Source organism: uncultured Chloroflexus sp., from assembly GCF_937951745.1.
Lineage (GTDB): Bacteria > Chloroflexota > Chloroflexia > Chloroflexales > Chloroflexaceae > Chloroflexus.
Genome location: NZ_CALFBQ010000051.1, coordinates 21,208 through 42,946, shown reverse-complemented (window position 1 = coordinate 42,946; position 21,739 = coordinate 21,208). Strand labels below are relative to the sequence as shown.

General features: G+C 60.8%; 17 protein-coding genes. 1 reads left to right on the top strand and 16 read right to left on the bottom strand.

The features are described 5' to 3' along the window. Positions 1–484, top strand: a 484-nt coding sequence (gene pgl, locus Q1A59_RS12910; RefSeq protein WP_299645087.1) for a 6-phosphogluconolactonase, incomplete at its 5' end; no start/stop codon positions are given. A 177-nt stretch (positions 485–661) separates the two neighbouring features. Here pgl and bchL read toward each other — a convergent pair. The 16 genes from bchL to bchM form a co-directional block, all read right to left on the bottom strand. Next, complete coding sequence (gene bchL, locus Q1A59_RS12905) at positions 662–1,480, bottom strand: ferredoxin:protochlorophyllide reductase (ATP-dependent) iron-sulfur ATP-binding protein (RefSeq protein WP_298405967.1); 819 nt, start codon at positions 1,478–1,480, stop codon at positions 662–664. Positions 1,481–1,644: 164 nt separating this feature from the next. Further along, positions 1,645–2,931: a Coenzyme F420 hydrogenase/dehydrogenase, beta subunit C-terminal domain gene (locus Q1A59_RS12900; protein ID WP_298405969.1), complete on the bottom strand. Its 1,287-nt coding sequence runs from the start codon at positions 2,929–2,931 to the stop codon at positions 1,645–1,647. Beyond that, entirely contained in the window at positions 2,928–4,565 is a 1,638-nt protein-coding gene (locus Q1A59_RS12895; RefSeq protein ID WP_298482503.1) for a ferredoxin:protochlorophyllide reductase (ATP-dependent) subunit B, read from the bottom strand. Before Q1A59_RS12895 ends, Q1A59_RS12900 begins: the two co-directional genes overlap by 4 nt. A 12-nt stretch (positions 4,566–4,577) precedes the next feature. Further along, a complete protein-coding gene (bchN, locus tag Q1A59_RS12890; RefSeq protein WP_298406386.1) occupies positions 4,578–5,855 on the bottom strand; it encodes a ferredoxin:protochlorophyllide reductase (ATP-dependent) subunit N in 1,278 nt (425 codons plus the stop codon). A 209-nt stretch (positions 5,856–6,064) separates the two neighbouring features. Beyond that, positions 6,065–6,973 (bottom strand): oxygen-dependent coproporphyrinogen oxidase, encoded by a 909-nt coding sequence (gene hemF, locus Q1A59_RS12885; protein ID WP_298406388.1) that lies wholly within the window; start codon positions 6,971–6,973, stop codon positions 6,065–6,067. A gap of 166 nt (positions 6,974–7,139) precedes the next feature. Continuing rightward, the gene (gene hemL, locus Q1A59_RS12880; protein ID WP_298406390.1) at positions 7,140–8,456 is read right to left on the bottom strand and encodes a glutamate-1-semialdehyde 2,1-aminomutase; all 1,317 of its coding nucleotides are present in this window, start codon (positions 8,454–8,456) and stop codon (positions 7,140–7,142) included. After that, entirely contained in the window at positions 8,453–9,523 is a 1,071-nt protein-coding gene (gene hemE / locus Q1A59_RS12875; protein WP_298406392.1) for a uroporphyrinogen decarboxylase, read from the bottom strand. Before hemE ends, hemL begins: the two co-directional genes overlap by 4 nt. Positions 9,524–9,584: 61 nt before the next feature. After that, positions 9,585–10,643 carry a porphobilinogen synthase gene (hemB, locus tag Q1A59_RS12870; RefSeq protein WP_298406393.1) on the bottom strand — a complete coding sequence of 353 codons (1,059 nt, stop codon included), beginning with the start codon at positions 10,641–10,643 and terminating at the stop codon, positions 9,585–9,587. A gap of 138 nt (positions 10,644–10,781) precedes the next feature. After that, a complete protein-coding gene (locus Q1A59_RS12865) occupies positions 10,782–11,537 on the bottom strand; it encodes a uroporphyrinogen-III synthase (protein WP_298406394.1) in 756 nt (251 codons plus the stop codon). Beyond that, positions 11,534–12,508, bottom strand: a complete 975-nt coding sequence (gene hemC, locus Q1A59_RS12860; protein ID WP_298406395.1) for a hydroxymethylbilane synthase — start codon at positions 12,506–12,508, stop codon at positions 11,534–11,536. The genes Q1A59_RS12865 and hemC overlap by 4 nt, the downstream gene beginning before the upstream one ends. Before the next feature lie 208 nt (positions 12,509–12,716). Next, a complete protein-coding gene (gene hemA / locus Q1A59_RS12855; protein WP_298406396.1) occupies positions 12,717–14,066 on the bottom strand; it encodes a glutamyl-tRNA reductase in 1,350 nt (449 codons plus the stop codon). Between the two features lie 177 nt (positions 14,067–14,243). After that, positions 14,244–15,542, bottom strand: a complete 1,299-nt coding sequence (locus Q1A59_RS12850) for a BCD family MFS transporter (RefSeq protein ID WP_298406397.1) — start codon at positions 15,540–15,542, stop codon at positions 14,244–14,246. Continuing rightward, complete coding sequence (locus Q1A59_RS12845) at positions 15,539–19,276, bottom strand: magnesium chelatase subunit H (protein ID WP_298406398.1); 3,738 nt, start codon at positions 19,274–19,276, stop codon at positions 15,539–15,541. Before Q1A59_RS12845 ends, Q1A59_RS12850 begins: the two co-directional genes overlap by 4 nt. Positions 19,277–19,403: 127 nt before the next feature. After that, complete coding sequence (gene acsF / locus Q1A59_RS12840) at positions 19,404–20,531, bottom strand: magnesium-protoporphyrin IX monomethyl ester (oxidative) cyclase (protein ID WP_298406399.1); 1,128 nt, start codon at positions 20,529–20,531, stop codon at positions 19,404–19,406. A 62-nt stretch (positions 20,532–20,593) separates the two neighbouring features. Beyond that, positions 20,594–20,929 (bottom strand): hypothetical protein, encoded by a 336-nt coding sequence (locus Q1A59_RS12835; RefSeq protein ID WP_066789123.1) that lies wholly within the window; start codon positions 20,927–20,929, stop codon positions 20,594–20,596. A gap of 44 nt (positions 20,930–20,973) precedes the next feature. Beyond that, on the bottom strand, positions 20,974–21,654 hold the full coding sequence (gene bchM / locus Q1A59_RS12830) for a magnesium protoporphyrin IX methyltransferase (protein WP_298406403.1): 681 nt from the start codon (positions 21,652–21,654) through the stop codon (positions 20,974–20,976). Positions 21,655–21,739 lie beyond the last annotated feature (85 nt).

Sequence of the window (21,739 nt, the reverse complement as noted above, 5' to 3'; positions counted from 1 at the left end):
CGCCACTCGCCAAACGCTGCTCGATCACGTGCCGGTGCAGGCCGAGCAGGTTTTTCCGGTGCCAACCTACTATCGCGACCCTGAGCAGGCAGCGGCGATCTACCAACAACAAACGGCGGCACTGCTGACTGCGCACGGTGGTCAATTTGATCTGGTGGTATTGGGGATGGGGCCAGATGGTCACACCGCCTCGCTCTTTCCGCGCCATCCGACATTAGCTGCGTTGGCCGACCGATTGGTGGTGGTGGTACCCGATGCACCAAAGCCGCCACCGTTGCGGCTGAGTCTCACGCCGGCGGCATTAAACACTGCCCGCACAGTGTTGTTTGTCGTTAGTGGGAGCGACAAAGCGGCAGCAGTGGCAGCAGCGTTGGCGGAGACGAGCGACCCACTCGAACAACCAACCCGCTTGATCCAGCCGGTGAACGGACAAGTGGCTTGGCTGCTCGATCAGGCAGCCGGGGAACGAGTTGGGGATTTATGAGAGTTCATTCCCGAACACGCCTCGGATGGTGAGTGGTTGTAATCTGTGGCCAATATTCTGAATAGACCACGGATTGGCACGGATGTGACGGATTAGCACGGCTAGTGATCCGCGAGCAGCCGTCACCATCTGTGCTCATCCGTGGCCTTTTTTGTTTTCCGAATGGGCCAAATGCTCCTAACGCCAGCCGCCGATTGCCTCGAAGATGGCGCGGTCGTGGTAAGGGTTGGGGACAGTAGCCTGCGGTTGAGCGAGCAGATACTCGGCCATCTCCTCGAAGGGGCGGGTGCATTCCTCTTTGCCCGGCCCCTCCATCTCGAACAACGTCTTGCCGGCGAGGCGCGAGCGGCGGATGAGGTCGTGATAGGGCACACGCCCAATCACCTTGGTGCCGACTTTCTCAGCGAACTGGTCGAGCAGGGTAGTGCCACCGAATTCGTAATCGACCCGGTTAGCAACGATACCGGCCAGCTTGACTTTATGGCGCTGCGACTTCTGCGCGATGGCGAGGCAGAGCCGGTTAGCGGCAAAGATGCTGTCGAAGTCGTTGCAGGCGATGATCAGGCCGTAGTCGGCGTAGTTGAGCGGAGCAGAGAAGCCGCCGCACACCACGTCGCCGAGCACGTCGAAGACGATCACATCGTACTTGTCGTAGAGGCCGAACTCCTTCAGCAGCTTCACCGTCTCGCCGACGACATAGCCGCCGCAGCCGCTGCCGGCAGGAGGGCCGCCCGATTCGAGTGTATCAACGCCGGCAAAGCCGGTGTGGATTACGTCCTCTTTGCTGACATCTTCAAGATGGAAGTTCACGCTGTCCAGCACGTCGATCACGGTCGGCTGGAGGTGGCCGGTAAGTGGAAAAGTGCTATCGTGCTTTGGATCACAACCGATCTGGAGCACTTTGGCGCCTTTGAGCGCCATAGCCGCCGACAGGTTGGCCGAGGTGGTCGACTTGCCGATCCCACCCTTGCCGTAAATTGCGAGGATGAGGGACATGAACAACTCCTTCTCGTAGGCCGGCAATGCCGGCATCGAATACCGAACGCTAACCAAGGGTAATAACGCAAAGCTGCGCAGATAGCTGTTTGGTGCATCATCAGTGCTCTGATGCTATGCTTGGACCGTCGCGCGACAACTTTGCGTCTGCCTTATCTAATCACCTAAGCCGATGGTTCTAACTCACGACCAAACTCGCGCCGATAGACATCGGCGTAGCGAGCCAAGGCACGGTAGACGTAACCGGGCACAATCCGACGTTCGAGCCGGCCATGCCGTTCGCGCACGAATTGCAGATTGCGCAGCAACTTCATCTCAATCACCGAGCGGGCGAATTCGAGGCCCTTTGGCCCGCTGCGGCGCTGGATGAACGCAACCAACTGTCGAATAATCCACGGCGCCCGTCGCGGTGGTTTGCGCAACATCTGGATGTAGACCGGCATCCCGCGGGTGCGGTCGCCGCCACTAATCGGTGCGCGCTCTTCAACGTAGGGCCGCAAGAGGTTATACAATTCGGCCCCGCGCTCAGTGCGGATGAGTGTCCATTGCCAACGTTCGGTTGGCGGCAGCGGCGCCCCCATATAGCCGATAGTCAAGTCTGACAGCCCGTTCTGATAATCGAAGCAGCTCAAACAGGCTGGTGGAAACACCCCTATTTCGCCGCCGAGTTTGCTAACATCGAGATCGACAAAGTTAACCTTCTCGATCGATCCGTCTTCGTGCTTAAGCCAGATGCGGAAATCCTGCATAAACTCGTGGTGAACGACTGTTTCTGGCGAGCGCGAGACTACCTGTAAAAAGCGTTGTAAATCAGGATAGGTCGTGTTGTCGGTGCAGGGAATCCCGATCACGTAGAGCCGCTCGAGGCCAAGCTGATCCTCGATCGCGCGCAAGGCATGGACTTGGCAGCCGGTGCCGATGTAGGCGATCCGGCGTAAACCGGCCTGACGTACCTGCGTGAGTATGTCGAGCGTAGGAGCAAGGCATGGCTTATTGCCGCGCGTGGCCCGGACCTCATCGGGGGTGCGGGCAAGGATCGGCAACGGCGCGAAGCGGGTGCCGGGAGCGGCAGCGGTGGTAACGACTCCTTCCACCAGTCCGCGTTCGAGCAAGAGCGCGCCGAGGCTAGTAACGGCACCGCTCCATTGCGCATCAGGCACCGGCGGATTCATACGAAAGACGCGCAGCTCGCGGTAAATCCCGAAGAGCAACTCGTCGCCGTCGTGCCGGTTACGCCCGTGCAAGCGGCGCTCGATCTCCTCAGCGCGGTTGTTAACGAAGACGCAGCTCTGCGCCATAAATGGGCGCAACTCACCGGTGCAGATGCCGCAATCGCTGCACAGCTTGGGCCGGCCAGCCAGCCGCTCGTCGCGAGCCAGCAGCGCAATCTCGGCCAACTGGCGCGGCGGTTGGGGTCGGCGCGGCGCTCTAGGTGAAAGGGCAGTGCTCATGCACCAAGCTCCTCTTTGGCGGCCAGCAGCACTTGGGCGGTAATGACGGCATGGCCGTGCTGGCGCGCATACTTCTCGACATTCCCCCGTACCCGTCCGCGCACAAAGAATGGTACCTTCTTGAGCATTGCTTCCGCGTCAGCGGCCCAAACCGGATCGACCGGTGCGGCAGGGGCAGGTGGCGGAGCGACGCTGGCCGGAGCGGCAACCGTCGCTGGTGCAGCCACTGTCGCGACAACCGGCTCAGTGACCGGTTTCGGACTCTCAACAGTAACTGCCACCGGTGCCGGTTCAGGCGGTGCAGCGGTTTTGGCCTGCTCGGGGAGATCAAGGCCGGCGTCTCCAAACAGATCAATCAGGTGCTTCTCCATACCGAGCGTACAGGTCGTGTAGACCTCATCGGCGATCACATCGGCGCCATCGAAACCGAGGAAGGGGCGATAGGCAAGCAAATGGTTCTCGATGTGGGTCGGCGGCGAAATTACCATACAGTTCAGATTGTAGCGGCGCGAGGTATGGCGCTCCATCTGAGTGCCGCAGACCAATTCAGGGCGCAGCTCGGCAATGCGGTTTGCCACCGTCTGAAACTCATCGGTCACGAGCAGATCATCGACATAGCCGGCCAACTGCTCGCGCACCCAATCGGCCTGATGCTTGACATACGTACCGGCGCCGGCAATCGGCATACCTAGCTCGTCGCTGAGGAAGCGGGTAATCCCAACTACGTGGGTTGCGTCGCCGAACACGAACGCTGGTTTACCCGAGAAGCTATCCATATCGGCGGTGCGGGCCAGCCATGGCACAGCGGAGGGAGCCGACATGCCATCGAGCGAGAAGGCAGTCAACGGCGGCATGGGAATAGTGACGCCGGCTTGGGCCAACAACTCGCGCAGACGCTCGATCCAGCGCAAGGTAGGTTGGACGCCGATCGGTGCATCGAGCAGAGCCGGCACGCCAAACTGCTCTTCGAGATAGGTTGCAGCGCGCAGGCCAAGCTCGCGGTAGGGAGCGATCGTCAGCCACGCTGCGGGCAACCGGCGCAGATCATCAATCGTGGCCCCCCACGGCGCAACCACATTCACCTCGATGCCGAGCGTCTTGAGCATGCGGCGCAGGCTAATCAGATCGTGGCGGGCGTGGAAGCCGAGCGAAGCCGGGCCAAGAATATTGACGGTCGGGTGCTCGGTGCGAGGTTGGGGTTGGGCAAACCGCTTAACCAGATCGGTAAACAGGCTCTCGGCGGCGACAATCTCTTGCATGCGGTACGGGTTGGCGTCGTAGACCATGACCTCGCACTGCAAGCCAGCATGCTTAGCGGCAATCTCTAGATTCTCTTGCAGCAAGATCGTCGAGCATGAGGCCACCACCACGATCAAATCGGGGCGGACGCGCTCTTCCACTTGCTTGAGCGTTTCGGGCAAGCGGATCGTGCCGCGGGCCAGATCGGTGCCGCTAACCACGCTGGTCGTCATCGCCGGAAAGTTGGGCGTGCGATCAAGCATCGCGAAAATCGCATTGACATAATCGTCGCCCTGTGGAGCGTGAAAGACGGCGTGGACATTACGCATGCTATTGGCAATCCGGCCAACGCCGTGATGGGCCGTGCCCTCGTACATCCAATAGGCTAGCCGCATGGATTGTCTCCTTTAGGACTGCAACGAGATGACGCCACCGGGGGAGCTAGGCATCATACCGGTTAACCAGATCGGGTCAGCGCCGAGCGGATCGAGCTTGGCGTGGCGTTCGAGCGCACGGGTGAACGACGTCACTAGCGCATTGACGCCGGCCCAGCCGTGGATCGGCAAGAAGCAGTACTCGGTGCCCCACTTGGCGACCACGCCTTGACCAACCAGCGGGTTGGTGGTGATGATATTCGAGATAATCAGATCGGGTTTGGTTTCGGCGATGGTGCGCAACTGGCGATGGAAATTGGCCTGTTCGACCAGCCGCACGCCTTCCAGCGCAGCCAGCTCGGCAGCGTGGAAGCGGCGGTTAATATAGGGAGTCGAGCACTCGACCACCTCGGCGCCGCACGCCTTGAGGAAGCGCGCCAGCGGCAGCTCCATCAGGGTATCGCTGGCGAAGAAAATCTTCTTGCCGCGCAACAGATCGGTATGGCGCTTGATACGCTCCCACGCCGCCGCCTCGCGATCGCTCAGATCGACCTTCATACCAAACTGGGCGGCCAAATCTTCCCAGAAGCGGCGGGTACCGTCGGGGCCGAATGGAAAGAGCGAGGAAAGCACTGTGCAACCGCGCTCGTTGCGCAGTTGGGTCGCGGTTTTGTGCAAGTAGGGTTGGAGTGGAGCGATGACGGTGCCCGGCCCGATCGGCGGCAGCTCGGTAAAATGGCTCGCGGGCAAGAAACCGGCCACCGGAATGCCCAGCCGGGCCGCTTCGAGCGAAAAGTCATCGGCAATCGCGTCGTTGACCGAGCCGAGGAAAACGACGCGCTTATCTTCGGGCGGGGCCGGCGGGCAGAACGGGATGAGGGCCTGCAAGACCGAATCCTCGCTCTGCGAGAAGGTATAGTCGAGGCCGGAGGCGGGTACGAACAGCACCGGCACTTCGGGAGTGCTGACCGAGGCCGCTAACCCTTCAAACTCCACCTTCATCACTTCGGGTGTGCATGACGAGAGCAAAAAGATTACCGAAGGATGGTGCTCGCGCTTGATCTCTTCGATTTGGGCCGAAATATTAGGCTGCGACGAACTGAGATCGGCTTCTTCGAGCAATGAGACGGCAAAGCGCGGGCGGGCGAAGATCATTACGCCGAGCGTATTTTGGAGCAGGTGGGCGCAGGTGTGGGTGCCAAGGATGAGGAAGAAGCTATCCTTGATCTTCTGGTAGAGCCAGCCGACGCTAACTAAGCCGCAGAACGAGTGGTAGAGGCCATCCTCGCGGATGGTGCTCGCCTTGTGCATAGCGCCTCCTCGCAGGGTGTAGTGCCGATTTGGAACTACTGACTTTAATAACATTGTAGCATAAAAAGCAACAAGGTGAAGTATAAACAAATCCAGTGCAAAATTGGTGCATAGGAGGTAATAGCGATTGATGGTGGAGCCACACTGCGGTGCGGCTCCACCAAGAGGTACCGCAGTGTGGCTTGATCGAGCCGCGTCGCCGTGTGGCCCTACAGGACCGCCCAATCGCGTGGTTTAAGGAATTCGGCCATCGCTGCCTCAGGCGATCCGGGTTCAGGCTGAAAATTGAATTCCCAGCGGGCCAGCGGCGGCAGCGACATCAAGATGGCCTCAATGTTGCCGCTGGTTTGCAAGCCAAACAGCGTGCCGCGGTCGTAGATCAGGTTAAATTCGACGTACCTGCCGCGCCGATAGAGCTGCCACGAGCGTTCGCGCTCGCCGTAAGGGGTGTGCATCCGCCGGCGTACAATTGGCAGGTAGGCGTCGAGAATAGTGGTGATCCCGTCGCTGACGAACGCAAACGCGCGCTCGAAGCCGTCTGGCCCTTCCGGGTGGAGATCGTCGAAGAAGATGCCGCCGATGCCGCGCATTTCATTACGATGCTTGAGGTAGAAATAGCGATCACAGGTCTCTTTCATCGTTTGATAGTCGGCGATTGGGTGGCGGGTGCAGTAGTCGCGCAGCGTGACGTGAAAGTGGCGGGCGTCTTCTTCAAAGCCGTAGCTCGGTGTCAGATCCATGCCGCCGCCGAACCACCAATCGTCGCCGGCCTCGAAGTAGCGGAAGTTGGCATGAAACGCCGGTACGTAGGGATTACGCGGGTGTAACACCATCGAGATGCCGGTGGCGAAGTAGGGCTGGCCGCGAGTTGATGGGCGGTGCTGCCAGATGCTCGGCGGTACCTCTTCGCCGTAGACTGCCGAAACATTGACGCCGGCGCGCTCGAAGACGGCACCTTCAGTCATAACACGGGCCGTACCACCGCCGCCGCCGGGCCGTTCCCAAGTTTGGGCAATAAAGCGTTGTTGACCATCGGTCGCTTCAAACGCAGTGCAGAGCCGTTGTTGACCATCGCGCATTAAGTCATGCACGATTATCCGAGTGTCGGTTACGGTCATTTCTCTTCTCCTTTAAGGCATGCTGTAAACGCAAAGGTGGGAAGGTGTTTCACCCCGTAGCCCTACCGTGGCTCCACAATCTGCTGCCCGCCTCAATTGGGTGATTACCACAAAACCTTCCCTTTCTTCGCGCTCTCTGCGCCTTTGCGTAATCTTTTGTTGCCTTTCACATCTGCGCGAAGGCCTCTTCCACTGCCGCCAGTGTCTGGTCGATGTCAGCGCTGGTATGCGCAGTACTAACGAAGCCGGCTTCAAACTGCGACGGTGCCAAGTAGACGCCGCGTTCCGCCATTGCCCAGAAGAAGCGGGCGTAGCGTTGGGTGTCGGCGTTGGCCTTAGCTTCGGCGTAGTTGGTGATCTGGGCGTCGGGATGGCGCAGGAAGTAGCAGCCGAACATGGTGCCGACGCTACCGACTTGCAACGGGATGCGGTAGCGGGTTCCCAGTTCGCGCAGGCCGTTGGCGAGATTGGTAGTCAGCGTGACAGCCCGTTCGAACGCAGTACCATCATTGGCGAATGCCGTGCGCAGTGTGGTCAAACCGGCGATCATCGCCAGTGGATTGCCGCTGAGGGTGCCAGCTTGGTACATCGGCCCTGCCGGTGCGACCAGTTGCATGTATTGACGTTTGCCGGCATACGCGCCGACCGGTAGGCCGCCGCCGATCACTTTCCCCAAACAGGTCAGATCGGGGTCAAGCCCCCACAATGCCTGCGCGCCGCCGGGGGCAACGCGAAAGCCGGTCATCACCTCGTCGAGAATAAAGATGGCACCGTGGCGCTGCGTGATTTCGCGCAAGCCGCTGAGGAAGCCGGGTTTGGGGAGAACGAACCCCATATTGGCGGCGATAGGCTCGACGATAACAGCAGCAATCTCGTGGCCGCGATTGGCGAAGAGGGTTGCTACTGCGTCGAGATCGTTGTACTCGACGGTGATCGTCTCAGCGGCGACGGCAGGCGGCACGCCGGGGCTGTCAGGCAGGCCAAGGGTGGCGACACCGCTGCCGGCTTGCACTAGCAGCATATCGGCATGACCGTGGTAGCAGCCGGTAAACTTGACGATCAGGCGGCGACCGGTGGCGGCACGGGCCAGCCGCAAGGCGCTCATCGTGGCTTCGGTACCGCTATTGACAAAGCGGATCTGTTCGATTGACGGCACCAGCTCGATTACCAGCCGGGCTAGCTCGGTTTCGAGTTCGGTTGGTGCGCCGAAACTGGTGCCGCGCTGGGCTTGTTCGGCAATCGCCTGTGCCACTGCTGGGTCAGCATGACCGAGCAGCAGCGGCCCCCACGAGAGCACATAGTCGATGTAGCGATTACCATCGACATCCCAAACATACGCCCCCTGCCCGCGATCGAAAAAGATCGGCGTGCCGCCGACGCCACGGAAGGCGCGCACTGGCGAATTGACCCCGCCGGGAATAACGGCTTGGGCAGCGGCAAAATTGGCTTGCGAGCGAGCGTAGCGCTCGGTGGTGACGCTCATTCCATAACCTCCTCTAACGCAGGTGCTTCGGTGGGCAAGGGGAACGACTGGACGAACTCGACCAGATAGCGCACGTGATCGACCGGCGTTTCGGTCAAAATGCCATGACCGAGGTTGAAGATGTGGCCGGGGCGACCGGCGGCACGTTGCAAAATCTCGCGGGCGCGGGCCGCAATCAATTCGCGTGGCGCAAAGAGGGTCATGGGGTCGAGATTGCCCTGCACCGCATGCTCGTACCCGTACTGCGCCCACGCCACATCGAGATCGATTCGCCAATCAACGCCGAGCACATCGGCCCCGATCTGGCGCAATTCGCCGGCGAGGCCGGCCATATCGGTGCCGAAGTAGATGATCGGTGGCGCGGCTTCGCCGAGGCGGGCGCGAATAGTCGCGACCACGTTCTGGGTATGGCGCAGCACAAAGGCCCGGTAGTCGGCCGGCGCGAGTGCGCCGGCCCAGCTATCAAAGATCTGCACCGCGTCGGCGCCGGCCTCGACCTGCGCGATCAAGTATTCGGCCACCAGTTGGCTCAGCCGTTCCATCAAGTCGTGCCACGCCGCCGGTTGCTCGTACATAAAGCGCTTGGTCAAGCGATACTCTTTCGAGCCGCCGCCTTCGATGGCGTAGCTCGCCAACGTAAAGGGTGCACCGCTAAAGCCGATCAGCGGCAAGCCGTTCAATTCGCGCTTCACCAGCCGCAGAGCGGTGAGCGTGTAGGCAACCGTCTCGCGCGGATCGCTGCTATGGAGGCCAGCGACATCACGTGGCTGGCGGATCGGGTTATGGATCACCGGCCCCTCACCCTTTTCATACGTAAGCCGAAAGCCCAACCCTTCGAGCGGCGGCAAAATATCGGCGAAGATGATCGCTGCGTCAACCCCAAAGGCCCGTATCGGTTGCAGTGTCACCTCGGCGGCTACTTCCGGTGTCTTCACCATCTGCAAAAAGCCGTAGCGCTCGCGCACGGCGCGGTATTCGGGCATATAGCGGCCCGCTTGGCGCATCAGCCAAATCGGGGTGCGATCAACCGGTTGGCGGCGGCATGCGCGCAGGAAACGATCTCGCATAGACTCCTCACTGTTTCAGAATGACCGCAGCGAACGCTTGTCCTCGCTCAGCAGCATCTATCTAACCCAGCCACTCTGCCGCCTCTTTGGCCCAATAGGTGATAATCATATCGGCCCCGGCGCGGCGAATGGCAGTCAACGTCTCAAGCGCGATGCGCTGTTCATCGAGCCAGCCTTGCAAGGCAGCCGCCTTGACCATACTGTACTCACCGCTGACTTGGTAGGCGGCCAGTGGCAAGGTATGGCGGTCGCGCACTTGGCGAATAATGTCGAGGTAAGCTAGCGCCGGCTTGACCATGAGAATATCGGCGCCTTCGGCCACATCGAGATCGACTTCGCGTAGCGCCTCGCGAGCATTAGCCGGATCCATCTGGTACTGGCTGCGGTCGCCGAATTGGGGCGGGCTTTCGGCGGCATCGCGGAAGGGGCCGTAGAACCCGCTGGCATATTTGGCGGCGTAGCTCATAATCGAGACGTGGCTAAGCCCAGCCGTATCAAGTGCAGTACGAATCGTGGCGACCATCCCGTCGATCATGCCGGACGGTGCAATGATGTCGGCGCCGGCGCGGGCATGGACAACCGATGCTTCGGCGAGGAGGGTGAGGGTGGCATCGTTGAGCAAATAACCTTCGCCGAGCTGCGGTTGGAAATCGCTGCGGTCAGGCGAATTGAGCACACCGCAGTGACCGTGATGGGTGTATTCGCAGAAGCACATATCGCTGATCACGACCATGCCCGGTACAGCGTCTTTGATTGCCCGAATCGCTTGGGGAACAATCCCATCGGGATCAAGGTTCTCACTGCCACAGGAATCTTTACGTGCCGGAATACCAAACAGTAAGATGGCGCGAATACCGCGAGCAGCTAGCTCAAGCGCCTCGCGTGCGGCTTGGTCGGGCGACATCTGGTACTGGCCGGGCATCGAGCGAATGGTAACCCGCAGATCGTGCCCGTGACGGACAAAGATTGGCGCGATCAGTTGCGAGGGCGTCAGCCGGGTTTCACGCACCAGATCGCGTAGCGCGGGACTGATGCGCAACCGGCGCGGACGTTGCACCGGCGTTGGCAGATGGTTGGCGGTGCCGTTCGTTAACGGCGTTCGTGACGAGAGCGTTTCCATGGGTTCACTCCGTGATTTTAGAGAACCGTAGTCGTACAATCTGTAGAAGCTTTCTGCTCATTTGCCGCCAGCCCGCTTGGGGTGACCCCCACCCCTAGCCCCTCCCCCAGCGGGGGTTGCATTCACGATCCCGGCCTTTCAGGGCCGGGCGAATCCTTGCCCAATCAATGCCTGCTCCAGCGCAGTGATGAGCGCATCATCGTTAGGCCGCTCGGCAACAGCAGCTACTGGCAGGTCGATAGCAGCGCAGACCGCCGCCGTACTAGGGCCGATGCAAACCAACGCCGGCGGCTGGGTGTGCGGCGGGATCAGCGCGCGCAACTGGCGTACTGCCGAGCCACTGGCCAAGACAATTGCATCGACTTCGCCGCGGTCGAGGGCGGCGGCAAGATTGGTAGCGCCGGGGCCGGCGATGGTGTGGTACGCAGTGACGCGATCAACGCTCGCCCCCGCCGCTTGCAAGGCTTCGGTCAAGCTGGGAGGCGCGATGTCGGCGCAAGGCAGCAACACGCGCATCCCGGCAAGATTGCCCATCGCTTGGGGCAAGGCCGCGCCGAGTTCCTCATCAGGCACGCTGGTCGGCTCACGCCCCCAGACCCGCCGGCAATCAGCAGCCGTGCCCTTGCCGACGGCGGCGATTGCGGTGGTAGCGGGCACAACTGCGTCAGCCAACGCTTGTACAGCTTGGCGACTGGTCACGACCAGCCAATCGTACTGGCCGGCGGCCAACCGGCTCAGCGCCTGTTGCAGCGGGGCCGGATCAGTGGGCGGCGCGTATGCAATCAACGGCATCAGCAACGGGATCGCACCCAGCGCGCGCAACCGCTCGGCTAACGTATCGCCGCGCCCAGCCGGGCGAGTGATGGCAATCCGGCGACCAGCGAGGGCGCTCATCGCCGCGCCTCCAACTGGCTGCGGATCACGGCCAGAATGGCTTCGCCGCCTTGGGCCAGCAACGCTTCTGCCACGGCAATGCCTAGCGCTTCGGCTTGCTCGGTAGCGCCGGTCTGTTCGGCGAAGACCAACGCGCTCCCGTCGAGCGCGCCGATCATGCCGCGCAAGCGCAGACCGCTCTCGGTGACAGCCGCGTGGGCCGCTACCGGCACTTGGCAACCACCTTCAAGCCGGCGCAGCAAGGCGCGTTCGGCCAGCGCCGCTGCACGTGCTGCCGGATCGTCGAGGGCCGCAACGAAGGCGCGGGTAGCAGAATCAGCAGTGCGGGTCTCGATTGCCAAAATGCCTTGCGACACTGCCGGCAGCATCACCAACGGATCGAGTGGATACACCACAGCTTCACCGATTGTTGCGCCGGGCGTACCATCCCACAACCCCAACCGGCGCAGACCGGCGGTAGCCAGAATCAGCGCGTCGTATTGGCCTTCAGCCAGTTTGCGCAGGCGGGTATCGACATTGCCGCGCACATCGGCCAGTTGCAGATCGGGCCGGTGATAGCGCAACTGGCTGGCGCGGCGCAGGCTCGATGTGCCAACTCGCGCGCCTTGAGGCAGCGTATGCAGATCGGAACCCATACCCGCGTGACGCAGCACCAGCGCGTCACGCGGGTCTTCCCGCACTGGAAACGCCGCCAGCACCAAACCTTCTGGCGTCTCGGTCGGCATATCTTTGGCGCTATGCACGCACAGATCAACCTCGCCAGCCAACAGCGCCTGCTCCAACTCCTTCACAAACAGCCCTTTGTCGCCGACTGCCGCTAAAGCCACATCAAGCACCCGGTCGCCGGTCGTTGAAATAATTCGCAGTTCCACCACAAGGTCGGGGAAGGCAGCGCGGAGCGCATGCGCCACCCACTCTGATTGGGTGCGGGCCAGCGCCGAGCCGCGGGTGCCAAGAAGCAAGCGTGCCATACTTCCTCGCAAAGTGCTAAGGTAACGTCACCAACATATGCTGTACGCCGTCGTGTCGTTGCGCAGGAGGGCATAGCGACGCTACACCTCTGCAAACAAACTCTCGCGACTACATAAATCGGACAGGCCGGTGGACGAGAGATTGCTGCGCCTCGCTACGCTCGGCTCGCAATGACATACGTATCAATGGCCAATACCGGATTCTTGGTTACGATGGTTCCGTATTTCCTACCATGCTCGCGGTTCGTTCACCTACATGTTCGAGGTTAAACAATTCGGCGAGAATGGTTGCATAGCGCTTGCCCTGACCGTGCGCGGCAGCTTCGCGCAAGCAGCGGGTGGGTGGGTGCAGCAGCTTATTGACGATACTGCGTGACAAGCCCTCGATGACGGCCTGCTGTTCGGGGGAAAGATTGTTCAGCCGGCGCAGTGCGCGCGCCAATTCCTCGTTGCGCACCTCCTCGGCGCGCTGGCGCAACATCGTCAACACCGGCAACGCCTCTTGGGTGCGCATCCAGTCGAGGAACTCCTGCACCTGCTCTTCGACAATCTTCTGGGCAATCTCAATCACTGCGCTGCGCAGCTCGATCGTATGGCTGACCACCTCGCGCAGATCATCGACCGTAAAGAGATGGACGCCGGGCACGGTGGCGACGTCGGCGGCAATATCGCGCGGCACGGCCAGATCGATCAACAACATCGCTGGCGGATCGCAATCGCCACAAGCGCGAACGCGCAGCTTGTGGTCAAGCGCCTCGATCACATGGTGGCGATAGATGATTGGCACCGGCGCCGCAGTCGAGCTAATGACAATATCAGCGCGAGCAAGGGCTTCGGGCAACGCGCCGAAATCGAGCATCTCGGCACCGTAGCGCTCGGCCAGCGCCGCGGCGCGGGACGACGTGCGATTGACGATCGTCAACCGGTCAGCGCCGTTAGCGATCAAATTCTGCGCCGCCAGTTCGCTCACTTCGCCGCCGCCGATCAGCAACACTTCGCGCCCGCGCAGATCGCCGAGCCGGCGCCTAGCTAATTCAACCCCGGCCTGCGATACACTTGCCGCACCTTTGCCGATGGTCGTTTCGTGGCGCACCCGCTTGCCGGCGACCAAGGCAATCTGAAACAAGCGATGCAAGATCGAGCCAACACTACCGATCCGTTGCGCTGCTTCGTAAGCGGTACGCACCTGACCCTGAATCTGGGCTTCGCCGAGCACCAGCGAGCGGAGACCGGCTGCCGTGGCGCACAGATGGCGAGCAACCGCTTCTCCCTGATAGAAGTAAAGCGTGTGGACGAACGCATCGGCAGGTCGCCGGTGAAACGTGGCTAGAAAATCAACCACGTGTTGGGCAGTAGTGCCCGGACTAGCAACCCCGTAGATCTCAACGCGGTTACACGTCGAGAGAATGACGGCCTCGGTAAAGAGTGGCGCAGCGCCGTTGTCGGGATTGGTCAGTTGCATCAATGCTGATGGCAAATCAGTTTGACTGAAAGCAAGCTGTTCGCGAATCTCGACCGGCGCGGTTGTGTGATCGAGACCGGCAAGGAACAGATTCATACGCCTGATCCTTTGCTCTGCAAGGCTTTTACGGTAACAGTGTGACGATCTCCTCCATCCAACCGGGCTGTGGCAGCAAATGGCCCAGTACACCCGCGCCGGTGCGCCGTTGCAATGGCGCGGGCTGTCTTATTATACTCCTATTTCGTTTCAAAATCTGTGTATTTCTATACTTTTCTATGCATCGCCGATCACCGCTACCAATTGGCCCAGCTCGCGACGCTGGCTGCGGAAGGCGCTGACATCAATCGCGCGTAGCATGACCAACGCGGTGCATAGGATAAGTGCTTCGATTAAGAAGACCGTGGCGTAGGCACCAGTGGGGCCAACGACAAGGGCGGCGAGATCGCGAATGATGCCGGCCAGCAAGTTGCCTAAGCCGCGCGCCGCCGCATCAGCGACGCCCCACGCGCCGATGAAGAGGCCAACTTGCTGCGGCGTGGTCATATCGAGCATGAGGGCAAGGTTGGTCGCCGTGGCAATGCCGGTGCCGAAGCCGAGGAGCGCGATTGCCGGTACAAACAGTGGTTGGATGTGCAGGATGCCGCTAAGCGCAATCAGGGTCAAGCCGGTAGCGGCAATGACCCCGCCCAACATCGCCCCGCGCTTGTTGGTCAGCCAGCGGCTAAAGAAGATACCGTGCAAAAGCAGTGCCAGTAGCGTCGCGCCGCCCCATATCGCGGTCAACTGGGTGGTCTCGCGCACGCTGAGACCGAACGCCTGTGCGCCATACGGCTCGAGTAGCACATCTTGACCGAGAATAGCAGCCAGCATGAACATCAGATAGATAAAGAACCGGCGTGCCAGCGGATCGCCGAGCACTGTGCGCACCGAGTCGGCAGCGCTATGGCGCTCTTCGTGGCTGACCGGGGTGGCGTTGCGCGGTTCAAGGCCGATCAAGCCAAGGGTGCCGATCGTGAGCGCAATCCCAGCAGCGATCGCGAACACCTCAATCAGCCGTTCGGGGGTGTAGTGCTCCAGCGCCCGTCCGGCCCCGATCGCGGTGCCGATCACGGCGGTGATCATCATGAACCACATGATGGCAATCGTGCGCGAGCGCAGGTGCGAGGGCGACATATCGCTCGCCAGCGAGAGGTATGAGACGACAGCGGTGTTGAAGCCAATGCCCCACATACCAAAGATGAGCAGTGCCAGCATCAACCCCGGCCAGAAATTGGCGTCCATCGCGAAGGCGGCAAACGGGGTCAACGCTGCCCCAACAACGCAGAGCAAAATGCCGAGTGCGATATAAGGTGTGCGGCGATAGCCCCAGATTGGATGCCGGTCAGAGAACTGGCCAATGATGACCTGTATCGGTGAGAAGAGGTGTGGCAGGATGATCAGCGCCGCGACGACGCTGGCCATGATGCCCAGCTCGTAGATCATAATCCGGTTGAGCACGCCAGTGATCGGTACCAGACTGATAGCAACGGCTACATGTAGCATGCCAAGACGTATCATTTTGAACCAGCTCATCCCACACTCCTCTCTTCGGTAATGCCTTCGAGCCGATCTTCAAGATCGTGGTAAATCTCTTGCAGACGATTGAGGGTGGCTTCGTCGGCGGCCCAGAAGCCGCGTCCGGCGGCTTCGAGCAGCCGGCGCACGACGCCGGCGGCAGCGGCTGGGTTCAGCGCAGCCATACGCTCGCGCATCGCATCATCGAGCGCGTAGGTGGCAGCGATCTCGTCGTAGACCCAATCTTCGACCGCGTTGGCGGTGGCACTCCAGCCGTAGGTGTGTCCAACGCGGGCCTCGATTTCGCGCACGCCGGCGAAGCCGTGGGCCAGCATCGCCTCATGCCATTTCGGGTTGAGCAGCTTGGCGCGGGTTTCCAGCCGCAGCATGGTCTCGATGGAGGCCACACGGCTAGACCCCGGGGCGCTGATTGCATCAGCGACCAGTATGGGTGGCGCTTCACCGCGGATTCGTTCGACGCTCTTGGCCATGCCGCCAAGGTTCTCGTAATAGTTGTCGATGTCGGTCAAGCCCACCTCAAAACTATCAATATTCTGGAAGGTGGCCTGTACGTGGCGCAACGCCCCTTCGAGCAAACCGCGCGCTTCGCGCCATTGGCCGTTGGCGGTGCGGACAAAGCTCTTGCGTGCGAGGAAGGCGTCGCTCAGTTGATCCTCGCTTTCCCACGTGCCGCTCTCGACGAGGAAGTTGACGTTCGCGCCATAGCTGCCGGGAGCGTTAGCGAAGACGCGGATAGCCGCTTCTTCCAGTGTGACGCTGCTCTCAGCCATTTGTGCTTGCGCGTGGGCGCGCACGAAATTCCATTCCGGCGGTTCATCAGCCGCTGCCGCGAGATAGGCGGCGCGGTCAATCAAGCGCATCTGGTTGCCGAGCAGATCGCGGAAGATGCCGCTCACTGTCACCACCACATCAATGCGCGGGCGGCCCAGCTCAGCTAATGGCCGGAGGGCAATATCGGCCACGTTGCCCAATTCATCGATCACTGGGCGGGCGCCGATCAGCGCCAACACTTGCGCTACCCCTTCGCAATCACTCTTGAGGTTGTCGGTGCCCCACAGCACGATGGCGATGCTCTGCGGCCATGCCCCCTGCTCGGCGCGCAGCCGGTCCAATAGCTCGTTTGCCAAAGCCTCGCCGCGCTGCATAGCTGCCGGTGTTGGAACCCGGTAGGGATCGAGTGCAAACAGATTACGGCCGGTGGGCAACACCGCCGGGTTGCGTACCGCGTCGTTGCTAGGTGAGGGTGGAATGAAACCGCCGCGTAGGCCGTGCAACAAGTTGCGCAGCTCGTGGTTGGCGAGCAGGCCGTTGCGCAGTTCGGCCAACTTTGGCCAAAGTGGGCGTAGTGCCGAGGCAGGAACCAGATCGGTCAATTGGGCAGCGGCTGCACGGGCGCCCGTATCGGGATCAGGCGCTTCAGCGTAGGCCAACATCGCCGCGCGACCCCGGCTTTCAATCTCGCGCATCTGATTCTGGGCGGCGAGATCGCTGCTCAGCCGGCGACAAAGCTGCTGGTAGTCGATCCCCATCCCGCGCGCAATCAGGGCCGGCAAGCCGCCATCGGGCTGCAAACTGGCGTACAGCAGCAAGAAGTCGGCCAGCTCGGCAGGGGCGGGCGGTTGGCCGAGCACGTGCAAACCGAGCGGGATCATGCGCTGCTCGATGCGTAGCAACTCGTGGGCCAAACCAGCGACATCAGCATAATCATCGCCGCTGGCCTCCATCGGAATGCCCAGTTGTGCCGCCCGATCGCGCAGATCGGCCACCAGCGCCGGATCGGGGTTGCGCTCGTATTGCTCGATTGCATCGCGCAGCGCGCGCAGCCCTTTGTAGAGACCAGCCTGCTGCACCGGCGGCACAAGGTAGCTCACCAGTGTCGCCGCGCCGCGTCGTTTAGCGATCGCCGCTTCGCTTGGATTATTGACACTGTACACATAAAAGTTGGGCAGCGGCCCGATCAGGCGCAGGGGCCAACAGCGTGCGCTCAGGCCAACCTGCTTACCCGGCATAAACTCCATCGCGCCGTGGGTGCCGAGGTGTATGACCGCATCGGCACGGAACTTATGCGTCAGCCACGTATAAAACGCGGCGAAGGCATGATTCGGCGCAGCATCTTTCGCGAGCAGCAACCGCATCGGATCGCGCTCGTAGCCAAAGCTGGGCTGCACGCCGATAAAGACATTGCCAAACTGGCGGCCAAGGATGCGGATGCCGCGGTTATCGCGCCACAATTCACCCGGCGCCGGCCCCCAATACGGTTCGATCTCGGTGTAAGCCGGGAAGAGGCGGCGATACTCATCGGGGCTGAGCCAATCGGCGATATGGGCGTCGGCCCCGTAGGCCGGACCATCGGCCAACAACAGGCGGCGCAACTCATCAACGCTGGCAGGAACCTCAACCCGGTAGCCATCAGCAGCCAGCGCCTGCAACACGTTAAAGAGGCTAGCAAACACATCGAGATACGCAGCGGTGCCAACCGTCCCCAACGAGGGCGGGAAGTTGTAGATCACCACTGCCAAGCGTTTCTGCGCGTTAGGTATCCGGCGCAGCGCCACCCGGCGCGCGACTCGGTCGGCAATCTGTTCGATCTCGGCTTGAGCGGGGGCAAAGCGCTGGCCATCGGCAGCCGGCCCGCCAAAGATGATCGGCTCGGCAGCGCCTTCCAGTTCGGGAATAGCCACGCTCAACGCCTGCTGCACCGGCACCAGACCGTTATCATCGGTGCGCCAATCATCGATCCGCTGAAAGGCGAGCGGAACTAGCCCGAAATACGGCCGGTCAAACCGGGTCAGCGCCTCGGCAGCTTGCTGGGGCTGGCTCTCGGCGGGTCCACCGACCAGCGCGAAGCCAGTTGCGTTCACCAGCACATCAACATCAGCCAGTTCCTTCTCAAGCAGCGGGCGCATATCAAGACCAGAAGCATACGCGACGCGCGCTTCGAGACCGCGGGCCTCAATGGCGCGGGCCAGTGCGTCAATATGGGGCGTATTCCCGCTCAGTACCACCGTGCGCAAGGTGAGGATGCCAACGCTGCCGCCATTGGGAATCCGTTTGCCGCGCCAGCGTCGGTAATCGTTGAGCGATGCGAATAGGTTGGGCGCATCGGGATGGTAGAGCGCTGTATCGGGATAGCTCAGCGGGTCGAGCTGGGGTAGTTTAGGCCGCGGCTGCGGGCCATAGCGTGCAATCAGCACGCAGAGCAAGCGGTAGAGATTTTCCGGCGAAGCATTGAGCCAATACTGGTGGCTGGTGATATAGGTATAGAGATCGCGCGAGGTGCCGGGGATCACCTTTAGCACCTTGCTCAGGTTGCGCAAGATCGCCAACTGGCGGCGGGCCTCACCAGCCCCGCCTTGCGGGCGCAGCTTCTGCACCCAGCGCCGGATCGGCCCCGGCTCGTTATCGTGCTCGCGGCGCAGCGAAAATCCACCGATGTGGGTACAGCGGATCAGTGCCGGGTTAGAGGTAATGATCAAAGTCGGCTTATCGAGGTGAGCCAGCCGGTCGGCCAGCGGGCGCACCAAATCCTCGCTAAACAGGCGCGCGCCGAAAACAAAATCCGCTTTGGCTAGATCGCGATCGAGCTGGGCCCATCCGGCGGCGTCGCGTAACGTAGCCGCATCGTACACCGCCAGCGTCAACGCGACCTTATGCTCGCGGCGCAGGCGGTCGGCGGCTGCCAGCAGCGCCGGACGATGGTTGCCGTCGATGGTTAGAACCACGAAATGCATTGGCGTTCCTCACCACTCGTACCGGGCGAAACCAGTGTTCTCAGCAAAAGCGAACCCACAGCGGCAGGAATTGCTCCTGCCGCCGGAGCTTGGAAATAGTTCGTTCGGACCGAGGCGCTCTGTAACCCTAATCGGCTGCCATCACCCGCTGCGGCCGATTGGGGCCGGGGTAATTGGGGAAGCCGGGCAACCCCTTCCAGCGAATCGCCTCGGTCGTCTTGCGGGTGGGCAGGCGATAAATCGCCAGCAGGCGCAGCGCAATCGCCGCCTTGAGGCGAGCCGACTGAGCCAATGCCACCGGATCGTTGCGTCCCTCCAGTTCGCGCAGCTTGCGGTCATACTCGACCAGCTTATCCATGTAGCCAAAGAAGCGCGGATCATCAAGATTCATCGTCTCAGGATAGACTTGGGTCGAAATATCATTACACAGCCGGATCACCTTCTGGTCGTAGTCGCGCCAATTCAGACCCAGCGCGGCGTAGAAATTAGCCCGGCGGGCATCGTTGAGGTACATCGTCGCATAGACCGCGAGCAAGAAGAAGCGGATCCAGCGCCGGTTCGCCCCTTCGAGCATCTCAGGCTGCGAGCGCATCAGCATAGCGAAGAACTCGCCGTGGCGATACTCATCGTTACACCACTGCTCAAACCACTTGAAGATCGGGTGAATGCAGTATTGCGGATTCTTTTCCAGATGGCGATAGATAGTGATATAGCGCGAATAGCCGATCTTCTCCGAGAGGTACACCGAGTAGAAGATAAACTTCGGCTGGAAGTAGGTATACTTCTTGCGCTTCTGCAAGACGGTCAGATCGAGAGCGACATTCAAGTCGGCCATCGTGCGGTTGAGGAAGCCGGCGTGGCGACCCTCATCGCGGCTCATATACTTGAAAATTGCCCGCATGGTCGGATCGTGCAGATGCTTGACCATCTCGGCATAGAGCAGACAACCGCTGAACTCGGCGGTGCATGAGCGCTCGAGAAAGTCAATAAACGCATCGCGCTCGGGCATATCATCAAAGTTCTGCAAAAACTCATCGGTGCGGCGGAAGTGGGTACGGTTGTAGTCGTAGGCAAACTCGTCGCGAATCCAATCGAACTCGTCGCGCATGCCATTACGGTCGATTTCTAGCTTATCAATAGCCTTAAAATCGGTGGTGTAAAAGCGAGGCGAGAGAATAGCTTCTTTGAGGGCGTGGCGAGTGGTACGGCTAAACTCACCGGGCATTTCCATCATCAACGGATTGATCCAAAACATGCTCCGCTCCTTTGCGATCTGTCGAAATTTCCTTACTACGGGCGTTGCGCCCAACCCCAACCTTACGGATGCTCGACCAGCTCGTTGATCTCGACGAGGCTACTCTTCTTGGTCAGAAAGCGGCGCAGCCAGCTTGCCTTATACAGCCGGATCGGGCTGCGGTAGCAGATCTCACCGTTGGTGCGACCATCTTCAGTCGGCGGCAAATGCATAATTTCGAGCGTATCGCCGGGCTGAATCTCCATACCGGGCGGCAGATCGACGTGGAAATGGAAATGCTCGTGCTCGCTCTGCAAGCGAACAAACCCCTCCCCCTCGAGCAACACCTCGCGGTTATACCACTTGTGCAGCGCGAACGCCGCTGCGCCAAGGGCCACCAATGCTAGCAATCGTCGCATGTCTCGCTCCTGTAGTCGCGTTTCTGAACTACAACCTTATGAAACTAGACCCGATTGGCCTCGATCAACGTAACGTGATAGAACCGGCTGCGGATCGGATGGACGCGGCGCACGCGCAATCCGGCGCGGGTCAGAATGCTAACGACCTCTTGGTCGCGAATCATCTGAATCTCAGTGCGGCGTTGGCTGTGCGGGAACCAGCCGCCGATCCGGTGCAGGGTAGCGAGCAACGAGCTGTATGGTGCGTATGTTAGCAGCAAAGTCTGCTCGGTGAGGTTAGCGAGATGGGTGCAGAGTTGGCCGAAGGCCGGTTGTGGGTAATGAATCAAGACATCGAAACAAGCCACCACCTGCGCCGGTTCGCGTAGTGACTCGATATCGGCTTCGATGCACTCAATGCGATCTGCCAAGCCGGCTTCGGCGGCGGCCTGCTGGGTAGCAGCAACCATTTGCGGCGCAATATCGGCGGCGCGCACTCGGTAGCCACGGCGGGCTAACATGAGACTGAACAGACCAACGCCGCAACCGACATCAAGCGCCGTGGTTGGGGGCGGTTGATCGGCAAGCCACGCATCGGCAACCGCCAGCATGCGGTTGTGGCCTTCGCGAATACTTTGCCGGACGAGGGACAGCGGAGCGTTGCCGTAGATGGCTGACCAGCGTTCAAAGCCCAAACCGTTGAAGTAGTCGCGCAGTTGAGCTTTGTGCTGTGAGATCTCTAGCACGTCGTTCTCCTCTAGCTCGCAGGTAGTCCAAACTTGGAACTACGTTCACAAAGAATGACCGCGTGCCGAATGAATAAAGGTGAAC

Bases quoted from the DNA above. Each gene is read 5' to 3' on its own strand.
- Q1A59_RS12845 (WP_298406398.1), bottom strand. From the start codon at position 19,276: ATGCATTTCGTGGTTCTAACCATCGACGGCAACCATCGTCCGGCGCTG.
- Q1A59_RS12850 (WP_298406397.1), bottom strand. From the start codon at position 15,542: ATGAGCTGGTTCAAAATGATACGTCTTGGCATGCTACATGTAGCCGTT.
- hemB (WP_298406393.1), bottom strand. From the start codon at position 10,643: ATGGAAACGCTCTCGTCACGAACGCCGTTAACGAACGGCACCGCCAAC.
- bchL (WP_298405967.1), bottom strand. From the start codon at position 1,480: ATGTCCCTCATCCTCGCAATTTACGGCAAGGGTGGGATCGGCAAGTCG.
- hemA (WP_298406396.1), bottom strand. From the start codon at position 14,066: ATGAATCTGTTCCTTGCCGGTCTCGATCACACAACCGCGCCGGTCGAG.
- bchN (WP_298406386.1), bottom strand. From the start codon at position 5,855: ATGCACAAGGCGAGCACCATCCGCGAGGATGGCCTCTACCACTCGTTC.
- hemC (WP_298406395.1), bottom strand. From the start codon at position 12,508: ATGGCACGCTTGCTTCTTGGCACCCGCGGCTCGGCGCTGGCCCGCACC.
- Q1A59_RS12900 (WP_298405969.1), bottom strand. From the start codon at position 2,931: ATGAGCACTGCCCTTTCACCTAGAGCGCCGCGCCGACCCCAACCGCCG.
- Q1A59_RS12895 (WP_298482503.1), bottom strand. From the start codon at position 4,565: ATGCGGCTAGCCTATTGGATGTACGAGGGCACGGCCCATCACGGCGTT.
- hemF (WP_298406388.1), bottom strand. From the start codon at position 6,973: ATGACCGTAACCGACACTCGGATAATCGTGCATGACTTAATGCGCGAT.
- hemE (WP_298406392.1), bottom strand. From the start codon at position 9,523: ATGCGAGATCGTTTCCTGCGCGCATGCCGCCGCCAACCGGTTGATCGC.
- Q1A59_RS12835 (WP_066789123.1), bottom strand. From the start codon at position 20,929: ATGCGACGATTGCTAGCATTGGTGGCCCTTGGCGCAGCGGCGTTCGCG.
- Q1A59_RS12865 (WP_298406394.1), bottom strand. From the start codon at position 11,537: ATGAGCGCCCTCGCTGGTCGCCGGATTGCCATCACTCGCCCGGCTGGG.
- acsF (WP_298406399.1), bottom strand. From the start codon at position 20,531: ATGTTTTGGATCAATCCGTTGATGATGGAAATGCCCGGTGAGTTTAGC.
- hemL (WP_298406390.1), bottom strand. From the start codon at position 8,456: ATGAGCGTCACCACCGAGCGCTACGCTCGCTCGCAAGCCAATTTTGCC.